Source organism: Fictibacillus sp. EA-CB0309 (assembly GCF_055814265.1).
The window spans coordinates 3,305,446-3,324,977 of the sequence record NZ_CP169271.1 but is presented as its reverse complement, the minus strand read 5'-3'; the positions used below and the strand labels follow the sequence as shown (position 1 = coordinate 3,324,977).

The 19,532-nt window shown below is 39.9% G+C and carries 19 protein-coding genes and 3 pseudogenes; 16 read left to right on the top strand and 6 right to left on the bottom strand.

The genetic code is table 11. The features are described 5' to 3' along the window. Positions 1 to 494 precede the first annotated feature (494 nt). Entirely contained in the window at positions 495 to 620 is a 126-nt protein-coding gene (locus ACEWFH_RS18630) for a YjcZ family sporulation protein (RefSeq protein WP_473725210.1), read from the bottom strand. 207 nt (positions 621 to 827) lie between these two features. Here ACEWFH_RS18630 and ACEWFH_RS18625 point away from each other — a divergent pair, with 207 nt between their 5' ends. The 3 genes from ACEWFH_RS18625 to ACEWFH_RS18615 all read left to right on the top strand — a co-directional run bounded on the left by ACEWFH_RS18625 (position 828) and on the right by ACEWFH_RS18615 (position 2,509). Continuing rightward, positions 828 to 1,373, top strand: a complete 546-nt coding sequence (locus ACEWFH_RS18625) for a 2'-5' RNA ligase family protein (protein WP_473725209.1) — start codon at positions 828 to 830, stop codon at positions 1,371 to 1,373. A gap of 73 nt (positions 1,374 to 1,446) precedes the next feature. Next, positions 1,447 to 1,905 (top strand): large conductance mechanosensitive channel protein MscL, encoded by a 459-nt coding sequence (gene mscL, locus ACEWFH_RS18620; protein WP_473725208.1) that lies wholly within the window; start codon positions 1,447 to 1,449, stop codon positions 1,903 to 1,905. A gap of 121 nt (positions 1,906 to 2,026) precedes the next feature. After that, complete coding sequence (locus ACEWFH_RS18615; protein ID WP_473725207.1) at positions 2,027 to 2,509, top strand: hypothetical protein; 483 nt, start codon at positions 2,027 to 2,029, stop codon at positions 2,507 to 2,509. A gap of 36 nt (positions 2,510 to 2,545) precedes the next feature. Here the strand turns inward: ACEWFH_RS18615 and ACEWFH_RS18610 are convergent, their stop codons facing one another. Beyond that, positions 2,546 to 3,505, bottom strand: coding sequence for an isopenicillin N synthase family dioxygenase (locus ACEWFH_RS18610; protein WP_473725206.1), 960 nt, complete (start codon positions 3,503 to 3,505; stop codon positions 2,546 to 2,548). A gap of 213 nt (positions 3,506 to 3,718) precedes the next feature. Between ACEWFH_RS18610 and ACEWFH_RS18605 the strand changes: the two genes are divergently transcribed. After that, the gene (locus ACEWFH_RS18605; protein WP_473725205.1) at positions 3,719 to 5,539 is read left to right on the top strand and encodes an ATP-dependent DNA helicase; all 1,821 of its coding nucleotides are present in this window, start codon (positions 3,719 to 3,721) and stop codon (positions 5,537 to 5,539) included. Continuing rightward, positions 5,536 to 6,000, top strand: a complete 465-nt coding sequence (locus ACEWFH_RS18600; protein ID WP_473725204.1) for a helicase C-terminal domain-containing protein — start codon at positions 5,536 to 5,538, stop codon at positions 5,998 to 6,000. The genes ACEWFH_RS18605 and ACEWFH_RS18600 overlap by 4 nt, the downstream gene beginning before the upstream one ends. 215 nt (positions 6,001 to 6,215) lie before the next feature. On the opposite strand, the pseudogene ACEWFH_RS18595 reads toward ACEWFH_RS18600, so the two are convergent. After that, a pseudogene (locus ACEWFH_RS18595) lies at positions 6,216 to 6,871 on the bottom strand (class I SAM-dependent methyltransferase). Positions 6,872 to 7,025: 154 nt separating this feature from the next. Between ACEWFH_RS18595 and ACEWFH_RS18590 the strand changes: the two are divergent. Further along, positions 7,026 to 7,538 (top strand): GNAT family N-acetyltransferase, encoded by a 513-nt coding sequence (locus tag ACEWFH_RS18590; RefSeq protein ID WP_473725203.1) that lies wholly within the window; start codon positions 7,026 to 7,028, stop codon positions 7,536 to 7,538. Between the two features lie 228 nt (positions 7,539 to 7,766). Here the strand turns inward: ACEWFH_RS18590 and ACEWFH_RS18585 are convergent, their stop codons facing one another. Beyond that, positions 7,767 to 8,393, bottom strand: a complete 627-nt coding sequence (locus ACEWFH_RS18585; RefSeq protein ID WP_473725202.1) for a class I SAM-dependent methyltransferase — start codon at positions 8,391 to 8,393, stop codon at positions 7,767 to 7,769. Between the two features lie 324 nt (positions 8,394 to 8,717). Here ACEWFH_RS18585 and ACEWFH_RS18580 point away from each other — a divergent pair. Next, a pseudogene (locus ACEWFH_RS18580) lies at positions 8,718 to 9,877 on the top strand (M20 family metallopeptidase). A 40-nt stretch (positions 9,878 to 9,917) separates the two neighbouring features. Beyond that, positions 9,918 to 10,310 carry a hypothetical protein gene (locus tag ACEWFH_RS18575; protein ID WP_473725201.1) on the top strand — a complete coding sequence of 131 codons (393 nt, stop codon included), beginning with the start codon at positions 9,918 to 9,920 and terminating at the stop codon, positions 10,308 to 10,310. A 99-nt stretch (positions 10,311 to 10,409) separates the two neighbouring features. On the opposite strand, the gene ACEWFH_RS18570 is transcribed toward ACEWFH_RS18575, so the two are convergent. Beyond that, positions 10,410 to 11,297 (bottom strand): LysR family transcriptional regulator, encoded by an 888-nt coding sequence (locus ACEWFH_RS18570; protein WP_473725200.1) that lies wholly within the window; start codon positions 11,295 to 11,297, stop codon positions 10,410 to 10,412. A 130-nt stretch (positions 11,298 to 11,427) separates the two neighbouring features. On the opposite strand from ACEWFH_RS18570, the gene ACEWFH_RS18565 reads away from it, so the two are divergent. The 3 genes and pseudogenes from ACEWFH_RS18565 to ACEWFH_RS18555 all read left to right on the top strand — a co-directional run bounded on the left by ACEWFH_RS18565 (position 11,428) and on the right by ACEWFH_RS18555 (position 14,987). Beyond that, positions 11,428 to 12,687 (top strand): MFS transporter, encoded by a 1,260-nt coding sequence (locus tag ACEWFH_RS18565; RefSeq protein WP_473725199.1) that lies wholly within the window; start codon positions 11,428 to 11,430, stop codon positions 12,685 to 12,687. Positions 12,688 to 12,994: 307 nt separating this feature from the next. Next, positions 12,995 to 14,418: pseudogene (locus ACEWFH_RS18560) on the top strand (FAD-binding protein). Beyond that, a complete protein-coding gene (locus tag ACEWFH_RS18555; RefSeq protein WP_473725198.1) occupies positions 14,415 to 14,987 on the top strand; it encodes an MFS transporter in 573 nt (190 codons plus the stop codon). Before ACEWFH_RS18560 ends, ACEWFH_RS18555 begins: the two are co-directional and overlap by 4 nt. 248 nt (positions 14,988 to 15,235) lie before the next feature. Here ACEWFH_RS18555 and ACEWFH_RS18550 read toward each other — a convergent pair whose 3' ends face one another. After that, positions 15,236 to 15,472, bottom strand: coding sequence for a transporter suffix domain-containing protein (locus ACEWFH_RS18550; protein WP_473725197.1), 237 nt, complete (start codon positions 15,470 to 15,472; stop codon positions 15,236 to 15,238). A 205-nt stretch (positions 15,473 to 15,677) separates the two neighbouring features. Between ACEWFH_RS18550 and ACEWFH_RS18545 the strand changes: the two genes are divergently transcribed. The 5 genes from ACEWFH_RS18545 (at position 15,678) to ACEWFH_RS18525 (ending at position 19,516) form a co-directional block, all read left to right on the top strand. Then, on the top strand, positions 15,678 to 16,085 hold the full coding sequence (locus ACEWFH_RS18545; RefSeq protein ID WP_473725196.1) for an NUDIX hydrolase: 408 nt from the start codon (positions 15,678 to 15,680) through the stop codon (positions 16,083 to 16,085). A gap of 92 nt (positions 16,086 to 16,177) precedes the next feature. Beyond that, positions 16,178 to 16,579: an HIT family protein gene (locus tag ACEWFH_RS18540; RefSeq protein ID WP_473725195.1), complete on the top strand. Its 402-nt coding sequence runs from the start codon at positions 16,178 to 16,180 to the stop codon at positions 16,577 to 16,579. Positions 16,580 to 16,633: 54 nt separating this feature from the next. Continuing rightward, positions 16,634 to 17,479, top strand: coding sequence for an aldo/keto reductase (locus tag ACEWFH_RS18535; protein WP_473725194.1), 846 nt, complete (start codon positions 16,634 to 16,636; stop codon positions 17,477 to 17,479). A 234-nt stretch (positions 17,480 to 17,713) separates the two neighbouring features. Further along, positions 17,714 to 18,748, top strand: a complete 1,035-nt coding sequence (locus tag ACEWFH_RS18530; RefSeq protein WP_473725193.1) for a zinc-binding dehydrogenase — start codon at positions 17,714 to 17,716, stop codon at positions 18,746 to 18,748. Positions 18,749 to 18,853: 105 nt separating this feature from the next. Beyond that, positions 18,854 to 19,516, top strand: coding sequence for a type 1 glutamine amidotransferase domain-containing protein (locus ACEWFH_RS18525; protein ID WP_473725192.1), 663 nt, complete (start codon positions 18,854 to 18,856; stop codon positions 19,514 to 19,516). The last annotated feature ends 16 nt before the right edge of the window (positions 19,517 to 19,532 follow it).

The window sequence follows — 19,532 nt, the reverse complement described above, 5'->3', positions numbered from 1 at the left end:
TAATTAACGTGAATATAATTTTTGGTGTTCACCACATACATACAAAACGAAATTATGTCTCTTTCAAAAATACAGTTTTACTTCATTTTTTTGTTTAGCGCATAAAAAAGAGGCATGGGCTTAAAAGTTACGCTACTTTTGAGCCAAGCCTCTTAATTTTTTAATTGATAGGTCATTTCTAGGATGGGAATTTACACGAACGAGCCAAAAACCACATTTGCTCAATCATTTACATTAAGCAAAGAAAAAGCTGGCTGATAGATCAAGAACGACGCTTTCTTAATTAATCCTCGTCTTTATGATATTCCTCGTTTGTCACTGTGAAATCATATAAAGACCTGCCCTCAATAGAGTGCAGGTCTTTTTCTCTCTAGTTTTCTCTCTCTTGGTTTTCTCTCTGTTATCATACGAGGGGTTGTTAAAGCAAAAGGTTTTAACGCAATTGATTAATTGGATCGATCAGCGCTCTTATTTCCACTCAGGAAATGAACTGATTAGCACCAGCCGTGTCCTCCGCCATAACCACCGCCGTAACCACCGCACCAACAACACCCAACGATGATTAACAAGATAAATAGCACTACGATTAGAGCGAAACTGTTTCCGTACTTATATCCCATTTAACCCACCTCCTTCTTTACAATGACAGAATATTAGAGGTACAAGTTAAAGGTTTGGGCGGAATTAGCCCATTTTTTCGGGACAAGAGCGGAAGCCTTATTTAACGTATATACACATTTACCAAAAGATGGTTTCGTGTATAATTACACTAGAACTAACACTATAGTTGACTTATATGGACGGAAATTATATTAGGAGCTGATAAGATGTACGGTGTAATTGCTTATTTAAACAGTGAGACTGAACAGAAGATAAATGAACTTAGGGATGGACTAGTAAAAGAGGGAATCGTGGGTCATGGTATGAGGCCGCATGTAACACTTGGCACGCATCCAGAAGTAGATATTGAGTCTTTCAAAACATCTTTTCAAGATTACTTTCAAGGTATTGCTGCCGTACCTCTCTTTTTCCCTTCTCTAGCCATTTTTTTGAACAGCGGAACATTATATGCAGCACCGACTAAAGATAACGTTCTGACAAATTTTCATCAGCGTTATCATGAACAGTTTAAGAAAGATGTAAACCAAGAGTCATTGTATATTCCTTCTAAGTGGGTGCCTCATTGCACGCTCGTAATGGACCTAACACATGAAAACTTAGTAAAAGCGTTTGATTATTCGGCAAGAAACATCCAGCCTTTTCATGCCACAATAGACAGTGTAGCACTTATCCAACTAACGTATGAAGCTGATATATGTACAGATGTGAAGGACATTCTGACGGTGAATTTGAAAAAAGGTGACGTGAATTGATTTCGGATGACGTTTGAAACTGAATGCTGTATGGTTATACATATAATAGCCATATAGAAAGGAACCAGATTAGATGTGGAACGAATTTAAAACATTTATTATGCGGGGTAACGTGATTGATCTTGCCATCGGTGTCATTATTGGAGCAGCGTTCAGTAAAATCGTCACTTCACTCGTTGATGATGTCATTATGCCGCCAATTGGTTTGCTGCTTGGAAAAGTAGATTTTAGCAATCTCTACATAAACTTAGGAAAAGGGGATTATTCCTCATTAGCTGACGCTCAAAAAGCTGGAGCGGCCACACTGAATTATGGACTTTTTATCAATACGCTGATCAACTTTCTTATCATTGCTCTTGTTATATTTCTTGTGGTGAAGCAGATCAACCGCCTGAAGAAAAAGGAAGAAGTAAAAGAACCAGATACGAAAGAATGCAAATATTGCTTGTCCACGATTCCGTTACGAGCAGTAAAGTGCCAAAACTGTACAGCAGATCTAAACGATGATGCAGTTAAGCAGTCCTCTGAATAAGAGGGCTATTTTTGCATGTTCATTGATAAATAGTAGTTATTACATACATCTATCATGTTTCTACCATAGACAAAATTACAATAAATGGTTATTTTGAAGAAAAAAGAATAGAGGTATTTCTATGAGGAACTTTCGAAAAGTTACATGGATCGTAACGGGGATATTCTTCATTGCATTTTCTTTACTTTTGGGACCAGATCTATGGGTGAAATTCCAAGCGAGCCAGCAAGCATCACAGTTTTTAAAGCATGCTTCCAGTCAAGATTTTGAAAAAGCTTTTGAAAAGGTCTATTTTTATAATGGAGCTTATGATGAAGACGTAACTATTCCGGAAAACAGCGCAAGAAACAGCTGGGTAAGCCGTAATAATAAACTGTTTACTGAGGGAACTTACATGAAATCATACGATCATTTAAGTATACGTACGGATGACGGCTGGCCTATTGGCAATGTTGACATCGTTATGATGGAAAGCGGCAAAGAGAAACACTATCCGGACGTATCCATTTCTTTTAATAAAATGGATAAGTGGAAGGTTGGGATGCTTCAAACCCAGCAAGAAAAAGATTGGGAGAAACACTATAGCGGGCATGTTGTACAATAAAAAAGCCAATCCCTTAGGGTCAGCTTTTTTCTTCGTTTATTTTTTGATTAAACCAATCTCAACTAGACGCTCATATAAGAAGTCACCAGCTGTAATCGGAGGATACTTCTCAGGGTTGTCTGCAGAAATACATGATGGAATCGTTTCGAGCAGCGAGTTCGGGTAAGGATGCACGAAGAACGGCATCGAATAACGAGATGTGTTCTCGCCTTCAGGGTTTACCACTCGATGTGTTGTTGCTGGGATCACTTCGTTCGTGATGCGTGAAAGCATGTCGCCAGCGTCAACGATGATCTGTCCTTTTTCAGCTTTAACGGGAACCCATTCTCCTTCACGTGTTAGAAGCTCAAGACCAGAAGCCGTTGATTCTACTAAAAGAGTGATCAAGTTAATGTCTTCATGCTCACCTGCACGAATGGCACCTTTATCCATAGAATCATCAAGCGGCGGGTAGTGAATCGCACGTAGAATGCTGTTGCCGTCTTGGATCATGTCTGCGAAAAATCTCGGACGCAGATCCATTTGAATCGCTAGCGCTTCAAGCATGTTGCGGGCAACACGCTCAAGTTCACGGTAGAAGTTCAACGCGTACTGGCGAAGCTCTGCCACTTCCTCTGGCCATACGTTTGCTGCATAGTCACTGGAAAGCGGGTGGCCTACTGGAAGCTCTTGACCAACATGAAAAAACTCTTTTAAGTCTCCAACTTTACGATTCTTCGCATGCTCTTTTCCGAAACCAGTGTATCCACGCGCACCGCCTTCAACACCTTCATACTTCGCTTTAATAGCTGTATCAAGAGTAAAGAACTTCTCCCAAAGTTCATAGTTCTTTTCAATCAGATGTGTATTCACACCATGACCTTCCAAAATGATAAAGCCCGTTTCTTTTAAACCGGCTTCAAATTGAACTCCAAATTCTTTTCGCTGCTGGGAAGTACCATGTGTAAAGTTTTTTAAGTTCAGTGTTTTTACGAGAGAAGCAGATAAAGTAGACATTTTGTATAGCCCCCTAGACATTTATGTAATCGCTTTCAAACTCTTTAAATTTTATCATAAAAGTTTTCTGTAGCAATAACTATTTATAGGAATAGTACTAATGTTTAACTAAAGTATGATGAAATTGATAGATATTGGAAACGGAATAGAGGATCAAATTTCTTTTATGCTACAATAAAGCTATTATTTTAATCGGAATCGGCAGGTGATCTTATGACTTATTCTGTGAAACTCTCTGTTCGATCGCTAGTAGAATATGTTTTTCGTTCAGGGAGTATCGAATCAGGATTTAAGTCGACCTCCTCTTTAATTGAGGGAACTAAAGCCCATCAAACGATACAAAAAACATATGATGAAGCTGATGCAGCAGAGGTTTTTTTACAAACTAGCTATCTTCATGAAGGTTTGGAATACATGATCGAGGGGCGCTGCGACGGTCTTCTTTTTCGCGATGGAGCGGTAACGATAGATGAGATCAAATCAACCGCTCGGAATATAAATGAGATTACGAGAGAATCCTATCCCGTTCACTGGGCTCAAGCGAAAGTCTATGCCTATATGTACATGGAAAGAGAAGATAGAGAAAACGTAACGGTACAGCTTACATATGTTCAGGTCGATTCGGGCGAACAGAAAAGGTTTCAGGAAAACGTGACCTTTCGGGAGCTGGAGGAATTCATGCTCCAACTTGTGAAAAGTTATGCTCCGTATGCGAAGCTAAGACTACATAATCTGCAAAAACGAAATGATAGCATACAAGAGTTAGCTTTTCCTTTTGCTGCTTACCGAAACGGACAGCGTAACTTTGCTGGTGCTGTATATAAAACAATCGCTGATAAAAAGACACTTTTTGCGAATGCACCGACAGGGACCGGCAAGACGATCTCGACTCTTTTTCCTGCTGTCAAAGCCATTGGCGAGGATAAAGCGGAGAAAATTTTTTATTTAACAGCTAAAACGCTAAACCGAAAGAACGCGGAAGAAGCGCTAATGTTAATGAAGGAGAAAGGATTGTTTCTGCAAAGTACGACCATCACGGCAAAAGATAAAGTCTGTTTTAAAGAGGAAACAAGGTGTGAATCTGCGTATTGTGAGTTTGCTGATGGGTATTATGACAGGATCAACGAAGCTGTACTTGATATTTTGGAAAATGAGACGGTGATGGATCGAACGGTTATATCCGACTATGCACAAAAGCATAAAGTGTGTCCGTTCGAGTTTTCTATTGATCTTGCGTATGCGTCAGACTCTGTAATCTGTGATTATAACTATGTTTTTGATCCGCGAGTCTCATTTAAACGATTGTTTGAAGAGCAAAAAAAGCGTACCGTACTATTGATGGACGAAGCACACAATTTAGTGGATCGGGCGCGAGTTATGTATTCAGCCGAGATTAGAAAGTCATCCTTTTTACAGCTCTCCCGTGATTTTAAAGGAAAGCATGATGGGGTTTGGAGAACAGCTAAAGCAGTAAATGATGAACTATTGAAATTAAAAAAAGAACATGGAGAGAAAGAAGTGGCTGTGCCTGATATGCCAGAAGAGCTGCTGAAATGTCTCGAAGCATTTTTAGTTCAGGCTGAACAGTTGTTAGCTAGCGGGAACAGTGACGAGCGTTTATTGGAAACTTTTTTTGAAGCACTGCAATGGGTGAAGATTTCTCAGTTTTATGATGAAAGATTTGTTACGTTCATCTCTGTTTATAAGAGTGAAGTGTCTGTTCGTATGTTCTGTATGGACCCATCACAGCTGCTTTTTCAAACGGGTAAAAAATACGGTTCACGTGTCTTTTTCTCGGCAACCCTCTCACCACTTTCATATTTTCGTGAAATGCTAGGTGGAGAGGAAGAAGATTATGTGATTCGAATGCCTTATCCATATGAAAAAGATCAGCTGGATATCTTTGTTCAGCCACTTTCGACTCGGTTTAAAGACCGTGAAAAATCGATAGAGCCTATTGTAGAAATGCTTATGGATTTAGTAAAAAAAGACCTGGCAATTATCTCGTCTTTTTCCCATCATACCGTTATATGACAGATGTGTATGAAGGGGTGTTAGAAGAGGATCCGGCATTTCATCCCATCGTGCAGCATCCTGCCATGACGGAGGAAGAACGAGAAACGTTTTTAGCTCATTTTGATTCTGTAGGGGAGAAATCTCTTGTAGGATTTGCTGTCATGGGGGGCATTTTCTCAGAAGGAATCGACTTAAAAGGGGACAAGCTCACCGGTGCAGTCATTGTGGGGGTTGGACTGCCGCAAGTAGGATTAGATCGTGACACGATGAAGAATTATTTCCAAAGTACGGGCAAGAATGGTTACGACTTTGCTTATGTGTATCCGGGAATGAATAAAGTACTCCAAGCTGGCGGCCGAGTAATCAGATCAGAAGAGGACCGGGGGACGCTCGTTCTCGTTGATGACCGATTTTTAACGAGAAAGTATGTGGAGATGCTGCCAGAAGAGTGGCGGGATTTTGTAGTTTTGGATAGATAATGAGTTAGGTATAATTGTCGAAAAGCCTATAAAATAATTTGAAGGTCTATAAATAAATTTGAAGGACTATAAAATAATTTAATGGCCCATAAAAAATTTTCAAGGACTAAAAATTCATAACAAGGGCCTATAAAAGATTTTCAACAGTTTATCATCAGCCTACAAAATGGGATTATTCATAAAACACTTGGAGACACAGCTCCAAGTGTTTCTTTTTATCGCTTAAACAACCCTGCATTTAAAAAAGACAAACCAAATGTATCAGCTGGCTGTGTGATTTCCTTCATCTTGCGTAATTCAACCTCTTGAAACTCAGAAAAACTTCCCTCATTCGTTCAAACGTGTATCCAAGACCGCCTTGCATCGAGCGCTCCCTATAAACATCCTTATCAGGGATATCTAAGCCCATTCCAACGGCGTCAAAGCAAGTAATGGCAAAATGTCCGCCTTCTTTTAAACAGTTGTTTAATAGATTTAAATAGCTTACACGTCTATGAGGAGGAACGTGGTGAAAGCAGCCAGAATCATAGATTAAATCATATTCATGAAATGGCAGATTTAGTTTAAAAATGTTGCTTTGAATAAAGTTCACATCCACCCCTTTTTCAGAGGCACGTTCAGAAGCCCAATCTAGACCTTCAGTAGAGAGATCTACCGCATCTACTTCGAACCCAAGTTGGGCAAGGAAGATCGCGTTTCGTCCGGGTCCGCATCCAAGTTCAAGGACACGACCAGGCTTAATCCATCCACGCTCCAAATAGTTCACTAGGTTTTCATCAGGTGCATCAACAAAAAAAGGAATCTTCTTATTTCGATCTTCATAAAAAGAGTTCCAGAAGGTGCCTTCATCACGTAATAGGGTGTCTAGCATGTCGTAAACATGTTCATTTTTCGTAATTAAATTTGTCAAAAAATCTTCCGCCTTTCTCTTTGAAAATAGGCTATGACTGACTGAGCTGCATACCTATATTTTACCAAAAAAAGCTTATAATAGGGGAGTTGAGACTAAAAAAGAGGTGGGAAAATTGTCGGAAATAGCTGATCTTACATTGGAAAAAGCAGGTCGTGAAGATGTTTCAGGCATTGCCAAAGTATGTTCAGAAGGATGGAGAGCAACGTATGGTTATTTAGAAGACGAAGCTTATGTAAACCAAGTGATAGAAGAATACTATAACGAAGACCGTATCTTAAAAGAAGTGACAGAGTGCAGCAATTATTGGCACGGATACTTTGTGGCGAAAGAGAATGGACAAGTGGTAGGTGCGATCGGCGGGGGAACGACAGGGGAAGAAACAGGAGAGATCTTTGTGTTTTACATGGACCCAAACAAGCGAAACATGGGAATTGGCTCTAAACTGTTAAGCTATTACACTGATTATCAACGAAATCTAGGCATAAAGAAGCAATGGCTGTCTGCGCAGAAAGATAACGAAAAAGGCATTCCTTTTTATGAAGCAAAGGGTTTTGTTAAGCAATCAGAAAAAATTAGTCAAGGCAGTAACAAATACGTATCTATACGGTACATGCGAGAATTATAAAAAGCCCCCAAGGGAGGGCTTTTTTGATTAGTTCTTTCTAAAGAATTGTGCTTTGGGTTCTAGTTTCTTTCTTCTTTGCAAGTTGATTGGAGCGCAAGGTGTGAGACTCCTGCGGGACAGGTGGGCAGGTGAGACACTTAAAAGAGAATCTTTCGAATGTGGCTCACCGCCTGCCCCGCGGAAAGCGAAGCACATGGAGCGGAAATCAACTACTTTCAAGAGTTTTGATTAATCAAACATCGCTTTCTTTCGCAAAAGCAAGGATTGGAAGTCCATACTTCCACCAGCTTCTGTAACGATGTGAAAGTCTAGTACCTCAAAAAGAGGAGATACCACTTCTAATAGGTCTTCATCTGTATAAAACGAAAAGAACCGCTTTGGAATATACGAATCTTCTTGCCATACGCCCTCAGAATCCTTACCGCCGTATACGCCCATGTAGAACAAACCATCCTCTCCTAAAACTGTATGGATGTTCTTAAGTACAGCAGGCAGACTTACCTTTGGGACGTGAAGCAACGTATTCATCGCCCATACCGCATCAAAAGATTCAGCATCAAAGTTTAATGTGTAATAATCCATCACTTCAGCTTTTAAGCCTTTTGCACGGCACGTTTCGACCATGTTTGGTGAGAGGTCGATGCAAGTCACATCCATGCTGTGATCTGACAAGTATTTACCGTGCTGACCTGATCCTGCTCCGATATCAAGAACAGTATGGCAGCGATCATTTGTTAGAGCTGCAATAAATGAATCCAGCTCACTAACCTTCCAACTCTCTATTTCTACTTTATTGCGAGAATCGGCTTGTTCGTTGTAGCTTGCTTTCAGACTTTCTTTTAACAAAAGATCCATGAAGTTCGCTCCTTTATCTTTACCTGAAAATCGGTTTGAAAAGCAAAACAATGTATTCATTATAGCGGAAGATGTCGAACTGGTAAATTTTAAATAGAAAGAATATTCCGCAAAGGAAAGCCCTTACATTCCCCTAACCAATTGTCACATCTACTAACTAGTAAAAAAGTTGTGTTCTGAAAAGACCCTTTAAACTGTGGATAACAGCCTGAAGAATGTAGGACTTCCATTAGATCTGGCGAATATTTAAACATGTAGATTTTATAGAAGGAGTGAGCAGGTTTGGAACAATTATTTAGCCGGTTGGCTAGTTATCAAGACGAGATGGTGGAGATCCGCAGACACCTTCATCAAAACCCTGAACTGTCATTTGAAGAAGTCGAAACACCCGCCTTTATTGCTGCTTATCATGAAAAGTTAGGGTTAGAAGTTCGCACGGGAGTAGGGGAAGAGGAGTTGTTGCAACATTAAGAGGCGGAAAGCCGGGGAAGACCGTTGCACTAAGAGCGGACTTTGATGCACTCCCGATCCATGAGGAAAATGATTCTCCATACAAATCGAAAGTGCCAGGTGTGATGCATGCTTGCGGTCATGACGGTCATACCGCAACACTGCTTGTTCTGGCAAAAGTTTTAACCGAACTAAAAGAAGAGTTAGAAGGAAATGTTGTATTTATTCATCAGCATGCCGAAGAACTAGCGCCAGGCGGAGCGATTGTAATGATTGAAGACGGATGTTTAGACGGAGTAGATGTTATTTACGGCACACACCTTTGGGCTACGATGCCTACAGGAACGATTGGTTACCGCACAGGTCCTGTGATGGCAGCAGCCGATTCATTTACTATAAAAGTTCAAGGGAAGGGCGGCCATGGTGCACAGCCACATAAAACAAAAGACAGCATCGTGATTGGTGCACAGCTTGTTTCAAACCTGCAGCAGATTGTAAGCCGACGTGTCAATCCGTTGGATGCAGCGGTGGTTTCGGTTGGTGCATTCGAAGCGAAAAACGCATTTAACGTGATTGCAGATACAGCAAAGTTAACAGGAACGGTTCGCACATTTAAAGAAGAAGTTCGTGTTGCAATCGAACAAGAGATTGACCGTATCGCAAAAGGAACATGTCTTGCTTCTGACGCCTCTTATGAATATGTATTTAGACGCGGTTATCCAGCGGTTGTTAACCATAAAGCAGATACAGAATTCGTTGTAGATGTAGCGAGAAAGGTTCCAGGTGTGGTCGAGCTAGAAGAAATCGAGCCGCAGATGGGCGGAGAAGATTTCTCATACTATTTGGAGAAAGTTCCTGGTACCTTCTTCTTTACGGGAGCAGAGGACGCAGCGTGGGCAGAGACATATCCGCACCACCATCCTAAATTCAAAATCAACGAAGATGCTTTATTAATAGCGGCCAACTTGCTTGGTGCCGCAACGCTTACTTATTTAAAACAAAATGCAGAGAAGAAAGTAGAGTTAACAAAATAGAACAGGAAAAGCTCCCCTTGATTAGAAGAGGGAGCTTTTTTTGTTAGAGGATTATTCCCAGCAGCTGTCAGGAACGCTTCCAGGTCCATTAGGAGCTTTCTTTGATTTCTTACAAGAAGATTTCTTAGACTTCTTCTCTTTTAGACCTCCGCCTAAAAGGGAACGAAGTGCTTCAGTAACGCCAGCTTCAGCACTATTACCGTTAGTAGAAGCACCTGCCGCAGCAGTTTCAGTACCGTTTGCTGCAGTACCGTTTGCGCCTAACTTTTTGCGTAGTTTTTTCAGGTTTTGTTCATTGCTTTCTGAAATGCCTTTACCATTTGGACTTTCAGAAGCGTTGCCAGTACGGCCTTTACCGTTCGGGCTCTCAGAACCTTTGCCGCCTTTACCGCCGCCATGGCTGCTTGAACTAGAAGAAGAACTTTCGTGTTGATCTTTTTCTTTTTACCCAATTGTATCACCCCCACTATTACTATATGAAATTCAAAGGGGAGTGCTTGTACGAATCACCATTTTTCTCATTTCATAACGTCTAAATTACACCGTTAGCAAAATAGTGATTAGTAACTTCAAGGAATTTTTGAATAGCAGGTGATATCCATTTGTCTTTATGGTGTCCAATATATAGAGGCATGGGTTTAATAGGGTGAGCATATGGAATGATGATAAGTTTGTTGTCTATAATTTCTTTTTCAACGGTTACATAGGGTAAGAAACCAACCCCTAGACCGCTGATAACGCATCTCTTTATAGCTTCAATGCTCCATAACTCCATAACATGAGCAGGTATGATCTGTTTAAATCGCAAATAGTCTTCAAAATCAGTGCGATAACTGCACCCTTTTTCATTGGTTATGAAGCATTCTTCCCATTTACCCTGATTTATTCCATAGAATGTGGATGCTTTTTCAGGTAAACCAACGAGCACTAAGTCTTCCTCATTTAGTTGGATACTTGTAATGTCTTTTGATGTGCTGCGAATTAGCATGAAACCAACATCAATCTGTGACGAAATAAGCTGACTTTGAACTTCATTGCAATTGATGTTTAACAGCGATATTTTTACATTTGGATATTGTTCTCGATAGGATTTTAAAATCTTATCTAAGTGATAAACAGTTATAGATTCTGCAGCGCCAATTTTAATTTCACCTGTAATTTCACCGTTTGCCAGGGTAAGGTTCTGCATCTTTTCATATTCTTGCAACATTACTGATGCGTGTCCCATCACTTGTTGACCAACGTTTGTTAAAACTACTTTTCTTCCCATCCGGTCAAAAATCGGAGCTCCAATGAATTGCTCAAGTGCTTGTATATGAGAGGTTACGGTGGACTGTGTATACCCCATTTCTTCAGCGGCACCTGTAAAGCTTCCTTTTTCAATAATCGTTTTTAATGTAACTAAATGGCGAAATTCCATTGAATCCACCTCCACAGTAATTAAATACATAGTATCAAAAAAAATGATGGAATGAATAAAATATTTCAATTTTACAAATGTGAGATAGAAGAATTATAGTGAATGAAAGAAGGAAGTGGGGAATTAACAAATGAAGAGAATTCATTACGGATGGATTATGGTTGCTGTCGCATTTCTTGTTTTACTAACGGGTGCTGGAATACGTTCTATGCCAAGTGTACTTATGGTGCCGCTGGAAACTGAATTTGACTGGAGCCGCACCGTTGTATCAACATCCCTTGCGATCAATTTGCTTTTATACGGATTATTCGGACCGTTTGCTGCAGCACTTATGATGCGGTTCGGTATGAAGCGAGTGACGGGAACGGCATTAATGCTTCTCATAATTGGTGTGTTCTGTACACCATGGATAAACTCACCGTGGCAGTTAAATGTACTTTGGGGTGTGTTGATTGGGATCGGAAGCGGATCCACGGTTGTTCTTAGTACGATGATTGCCAATAGATGGTTTGTAGAAAAGCGGGGCTTAGTGATCGGAATACTAACCGCAAGTGGGGCTACTGGTCAAATTATCTTTCTTCCTTTTCTTGCACAGCTCGTTGCGAACAAAGGATGGAAACTGTCTGTTTGGGCAGTCAGTCTTGTAATAGGAATTGTGTTCTTTGTTGTTTTGTTATTGATGAAAAACCATCCTGGTGACATGAGACTCGCTCCTTATGGATCTAACAAAATCATTAACGAACCACTTCAGCCAAAGTTGAATCCTTTTACTCAGCCTCTCAGGGAATTAAAAGGGGCATCACGCCACCTTGATTTTTGGCTGTTAGCCGGAAGCTTTTTCATATGCGGGTTTTCAACGAATGGACTTATCGGAACACACTTCATTCCAGCGTGTATTGACCACGGTATATCTGAAGTGAAAGCGGCTAGCATGCTTGCCCTTATCGGTATTTTTGATGTTTTTGGAACCATGCTGTCGGGCATCTTATCAGATCGGTTTAACAATCGCTGGCTATTGTTTTGGTACTATGGATTAAGAGGGATCTCACTGTTGTTCTTACCGTTTGCGCTTGATGCTTCCCACTTTTATCTATGGTTCTTTATCATCTTTTATGGATTAGATTGGGTGGCGACCGTTCCTCCAACCATAAAATTGACTTCAGATATTTTTGGAAGAGAGCGCGCTGGCATTTTATTTGGCTGGATCATGGCAGCTCATCAGTTTGGTGCTGCGATTGCTGCGTATAGCGGAGGATTGCTTCACGACATGTTAGGAAGCTATTATTTTAGTTTTCTATCTGCAGGAGCGTTCTGTGTGCTTGCAAGTTTAATTGTTATGAAAATCGGAATAACTAAAAAAGGAAGTATACATGCGGGAGTTGAAGCTTAAGGAGAGAAGATTTTGATAAAAGCATGAATAGAGAAGAGTGAGAAAAAAGGAGGCTGAACGACTCAATTTTGTGTTCATGTCTCTTTTTTATTTCCTTGTATTTTTAGAGTGTACCAAATTTGAAGGTGTGTCTACGTCCACCGTACATAAAGTAAAATATCCAATGATTCTGCGTATAAAAAAATTATGAGGTTTTCGACACAAAATATCTAAGCTGTGAACTAAAAAATTCCTTGTCATGCACTGAAGGTTCATTTTATAATTATAGTGTAAAATTACACTTAAGTTGTAACTGGGAGTGTTATTGATGAAGCTGAAATGGATCATAACAGGAATTTCTTTATACAGTTTAGCTCTGTATTCAAGTGTTTCTGTATATTCTCAACAACAAGAAACCATTGTTGTAAAAGATGCTGGAAAGTTGTTGCCTACAAAAATGAAAGTGATCAAAAGCTCGCACTCAACTAATGATCTTCAAAAATGGGTTAAGGAAGAAGAGTCGATTTCAATCGCAGGTATGCAGCACAGTCAAGGTGGTCATACGCTGTATCCTGCTGGAACGCTTCTTGATATGAAAAGCTACAATGAAATTCTGGACATTGACCCGAAAAAAGAAGAATCACTGTTCAAAGCGGTGCGACTTGGGAAGATATCCAACAAGTCATTAATCCATATGGGTTATCCATTAAAGTGATGCAGTCGCAAAATATATTTACGGTTGGCGGGTCGTTAAGTGTAAACGTTCATGGGCGTGATATACGATACGGATCATTGATAGATACGGTAGAATCTTTTCGGCTGCTTAAACCTAACGGTGAAATAATAAATGTGAGCCGCACAGAGAATAGTGATTACTTCTCTCATGTGATCGGGGGCTACGGTCTTTTCGGAGTTATTTTAGATGTAACCCTTTATTTGGCAGAGGATGAACTTTACCAGCACCGTATTGCCACCATGGATTATAAAGAATACGAAGATTATTTTAATAACAACGTTAAAAAAGACCCCAGGGTGAAAATGCACTTGGCCCGATTATCTGTTGCACCAAATTCGTTTTTAAAAGAAATGTATGTAACCGATTATGTGCTGACTGATAATCAAAGTAAACTTAAGAAGTATTCGACATTGAAAGAAGAAGAATTAGTTGCACTGCCTAAATTTATGCTTGGCGTGTCACGTTACAGCGACTGGGGAAAAGACGTGTTCTGGGATACTCAGAAAAAATACTTTGCGGATAGTAACGGCAAGTATGAAACAAGGAACAACGTGATGAGGTCGGACAGTGCGTTTATGGAATATGAAAATCCAAACCGGACAGAAGTTCTGCAAGAATACTTTGTTCCGGTAGATCAGTTCACAGATTATATTGATGATTTACGTGCGGTTATAGAAAAAGAAGAATTAAATGTGTTGAATATCACGATTCGTTATGTCGAGCATGATGAGGATGCTGTTCTGTCTTATGCCAAGGATGATATGTTTGCACTCGTTTTATTAATTAATCAAGGTCGATCCAAAAAAGAGATAAAAAAGACAGAGGACGTTATCCAGAAGATGATTGATGTGACATTAGAGCATGAAGGCAGTTATTACTTACCTTATTATTCCTATCCGACGAAAGCACAACTGAAAAAAGCGTATCCTCACATTGATAAGTTCTTCAAAAAGAAACGTGAGCTGGATCCAGAGGAGCGGTTCAAAAATCTATTTTATGAGAGGTATGGACAATGAATTATCGCACATTCGTAACAGCCCAAAGTCTATTAATGACAGCAAGCTCCATGGTGTTTCCCTTTTATCTGCTTCTCATTCGGAACATAGGGGACAGCTACTCACAATTCGGATTGGCTTACGGTCTTTTTGCACTTACAGGAGCACTTCTTCATCCGGTTATCGGTAGACTTTCTGATAAAGTGGGGGATCGTTCCTTAATTCTTTTCTACACATGGGGCATGGCTGGAATGATGCTTCTTGTTCCCATCATTGAAACGGTTGCTGCTCTCTACATGATTCAGATTGCGATGGGCATTTTAGGTGCTGTACAAAAGACCACGGAAAAAACGGTGCTAGCGAGGCAGACTACCGGCACGCAAACGGGTGAAGAAATCGGAAACTATCATCTTTGGACAAGTGTTTGGGGAGCGGTAGCGGTCATGGCTACAGGTTATTTAGTAGATTTCCTGACGATTGGAAGCTTGTTTTATATCGCGTCATTTCTTTATATGGCTTCAGCTGTCATACTCATGAATTCGGCTTCATTAAAAATATATACTCAAAAAGAAAAGCCTGTGCAGCCATAAGCTGCCAGGCTTTAGTTATACAATTGAAATAAGAGCCAAGTGATAACAAAACACTGTATAGCAAGAACAAGAATTTTTTTGCGGGGTGTTTAAGACCATTACCTAGTATTCTACTAAAAATGGTTTCGAACGTAATTACGATTAAAAAAGTATAGATAAACCCACCAAATATGTCTTCCATTTCAATCACCTAATTTATCGACTCAGCAACTTTAATCAATCTTTTGTCCAAGGATGCTCGTAGTCTCTTAAGTTACATCATCCTTCTTTTCTTTCTTACGCCAATACTTTTGAATAAACTTTTTCACAATGTCTTTTCCAGCTAACAGCGCTCCGAGCCAAAAGAAAACTTCTCCGCCGATGAACAATCCACTTACGATGGCTGTTTTTAGTCCCGCACTGAACGATAAAAAGGGGATGACGGGAATTAAAATCCACAACACAAATGAGAGGACAATAAAAATAATTCCGATTTTCTTTTTCATGTTATACTCCTTCGTAATTCATTATCTGTAATACGCAAGAGTTTCACGAAAAGTTCCCTCATCCCTCAATTTGCTATGCAACTAAAAAAATACCCATATAAAAGCAGATAGTTAATTGGTCTAAATTTCCAATAAGTTATTAGTTGAAAATGTTTCCAAGTTTGGATAATGTTAAGAGGAAACTGATGTAAAAGGTGGGGGAATCTTGAAAAAGGAACTTGTATATCAGAGCAGAGATATAGAAGTGTTCGAAGATGAATTTGGAAGTATTACATTAAAAGAGATGCCGCATGAAGCTGCAGTTATGGTTGCACTGGAAAACGACTCATTGATCTTGATTAGCCAATATCGCCCAGCAGTGGACGAAGTCATTATCCAACTGCCCGGAGGAGGCATGAATGAGAACGAAGACCCTATGAAAGCCGCAAAACGAGAGCTGCTTGAAGAAACCGGAATCGTGTGTGGGGAGGCTGTATTTTTAGGAAGTATTCAGCCGAGCGCTTGTTTAAGCAACGTCATTACACATGTTTATTTTACAAAAGAAATCATAGAGTACAAATCTCAAATGCTTGAAAAAAGGAAGCCACGATTCAAGCGTTTCATATTCCTGTAGAACGAGCATTTCACAATATTGAACAGGGGATCTGGAAAGATAGTGAACTGGCACATGGATTGCTGCTGGCAAGATTGAAGGGATTGATTTAGATGAGCTGTTTAGGTTGCGATCTTGCAAACGCCAAACTGCCTGTACATACGATTTATGAAAATGAGTTGGTTCACTGTTTTCTCGATATTGATCCTTTTAATGAAGGCCATACGTTGATCCTTCCGAAAAGACATGTGAAAGAACTAACAGAGCTAACGGATGAAGAAACATTAGCTGTGATGGAAGCGGCGAAGTACATATCTGAGAAGTTAAACAAATGTTTAAAACCTGATGGGATTACAATTAACCAAAATGGGGGAATGTTTAGTGATTTAACTCATTTTCATATGCATGTGATTCCGAGATATGAAAATGATGGGTTTACCTGGAGTGAATCTGCCATCCAAGATGATGCACATGAACGATTAGGAGAAACCGCGGACCAGCTTTGTTCAGTCTAATCTTTTTATCTCTAGGAAAAAGTGTGCCACAATGTGACTAAGGAGGGATTCTTTATGGCAAGCAGTATTCATGATCGTGCCGTTCTACATAATGGTGTCCAAATGCCTTGGATCGGCTTAGGGGTTTATAAAGCTGAAGAGGGTGAAGAAGTCATTCAGTCAATAAAATGGGCGATTGATGCAGGATATCGCAGCATTGACACAGCAAGTCTGTATGAGAATGAAGCTGGTGTTGGACAGGCGATTGCTGAATCACACGTTCCAAGAGAAGAACTGTTTATCACCACAAAAGTATGGAATACGGATCAAGGGTATGAAAAAACACTTGAGGCATTTGACGCGAGTTTAGAAAGACTGGGCCTTGATTATGTCGATCTTTACCTTGTTCACTGGCCAGTACCTGGAAAGTATAAAGAAACGTGGAGAGCGCTAGAAAAAATTTATAATGATGGCCGAGCAAAAGCAATTGGTGTTAGTAACTTTAAACAGCACCATCTTGAAGATTTGATGGCAGAAGCTGAAATTAAACCTATGGTAAACCAGGTGGAGTACCATCCGCGTTTGTCTCAGGAAGACCTTTTATCGTATTGTAAAGAGCAGGGCATACAGCTAGAAGCTTGGAGACCTCTTTTAAAAGGAGAAATCTTTGAAGAGCCGACTTTAGTGGAGCTTGCGGATAAATATAATAAATCAGTTGCGCAGATCATTTTGCGCTGGGATCTTCAAAACGGTGTTGTGACAATTCCTAAATCAGTAACAGAACACAGAATTCAAGAAAACATTGATATTTTTGATTTTGAACTGACGAATGAGGACATGACGCGCATTTCAGCGCTGAATCAAGATAAACGGAACGGTGCAGATCCGGATGATCCGGAGTTTTATAAACAATTTGAATAAAAATGCCTATAAAGTTGTCCTGTGATTTGTTACAGGACAATTTGCTTTTTTATCAAGTCAAGTTTTGTGACAATTCATCAAAATGAAAAGCTGATTTTTATATTCAAAGTTGTAGAGAGTAATCACGTATGTTGCAAAACAGAAGCTTTGACCATAATAGAACAATAGCCTATCAAAACGAAGAGTATGATATGAATTTAAAATATGAATCAATAAGAGAAGAGGAATAGTTTGATGAAAGCTGTACAAGTAACAGGATATGGAGATGTTGATAAGTTAGAAGTAGTTGATATCCCCGTCCCTGAACCAAAAGAAAATGAAGTTCTTGTAAAAGTAGAGGCTTGTGCGATTAATAACACTGAGATCTGGATGAGAGAAGGGGCTTACGGTACCGATTCTAAATCAGGATGGCGACCAGAAGGCGTCCAATTTCCACGTACACCTGGCTCGGATATAACGGGGAAAATAGAAAAAGTCGGAAAATTAGTAGATGAATCTTTGATAGGGAAAGATGTTGTGTTATTTCCTTTTACATCAAGTGGTGAAAAAGGATCAGAACATATTTCTTTGGATATGTCTTTTATAGGTTCAGAATATGATGGCGGTTATGCTGAATATGTGGTTTGGCCAGCTGAGTTATGCTTTGATATGCCTCTTCCCAGCTATACGGAAAGTGCCGTTTTTTCAGTTAGCGGATTAACGGCTTGGCATATGGTTAAACAAATACAGGTTCAACCTGGTGAGACGATTATCGTAACTGGGGCTAATGGAGGTGTAGGATCACTCAATGTTCAGATTGCATCAAAAGTCTTTGGTGCAAAGGTTATTGCAATCATTGGTGACTTAAAAGGTGAAGAAAAACTGAAGGAACTAGGAGCAGCTCACGTATTATCATATAAATCCAATCGTCTATCAGAAGAAATTATAGAAGTGAATGGGGGACCAGTGGACTCTGTGCTTGATGTGGTGGGGGATGCCTTGTTTTCTACATCTCTAGAGGTTCTTAAAAATGGAGGGAAGTTCTGTATATCAGGTTCTGCTGGCGGTCAGAAGACAAATCTTGATTTTAGAACGTTGTATCTCAAACATATTACAATGTATGGATCCGTCTTGGGGACTAGAGCAGAGTTTAAAGAAATGCTTGATGCAATTTCAGAAGGCAAAATCAAACCCGTCATAGATAAGACCTTTCCTTTGGAAGAGGCCAAAGAAGCTCAAGTTTATTTTAAAAATAAAGGGAAGTTAGGAAAGATTTTATTACTCCCTTAACCCTTAGACCTTGTAAAATTTATGCACACACTTAAAACCCTTTTGTTTTAAATTATTAAAATCGGGAAAAATGATAAGCGTACATGAATGAAAGGGAGTGTAAGGATGTCAAAACGAATTCTAATCGTCGTAACAAATCATCAAAACATTGGTAACAATAAAACGGGTCTCTGGTTAGAGGAGTTTGCAGTTCCTTTCAATGAGTTCCGAGACAAAGGGTATGACATTACGGTAAAAAGTATTAAAGGCGGCAGTGTTCCTTTAGATCCGAACAGTTTAGAAGGTGTGGATAAGGAAACATATAAAGAAGCTTTATCTATGCTTGAAAATACAGCGGAACTTAGTCCAGAAGATGCAGTAAGCTATGATGCGATCTACTTGCCGGGTGGTCATGGAACGGTTTTTGACTTTCCGAAAAGTGAAGCATTAAAAGAAGTAGTCAGTCAGATGGCACAAACGAACAAAGTGATCGGCAGTGTTTGTCATGGTCCAGCAGGACTAACGACAGCAACGCTTAAAGATGGTACATCTATTGTAAAAGGGAAGACCGTTACGGCTTTTACAGATGAAGAGGAAGAAGAAATGAAGCTGACAAAAGAAGTGCCATTCTTATTGGAAACAAAGCTTCGTGAGCTCGGAGCAGAATTCCAGCGTGCTGGAAAGTGGGAAGACTTTGCGGTAACAGATGGAAACCTTGTTACGGGGCAGAATCCTCAATCAAGTAGAAGTGTTGCACTTCGAATGATAGATGTTCTAGACAAACAATAAATATTCAACTAACGAC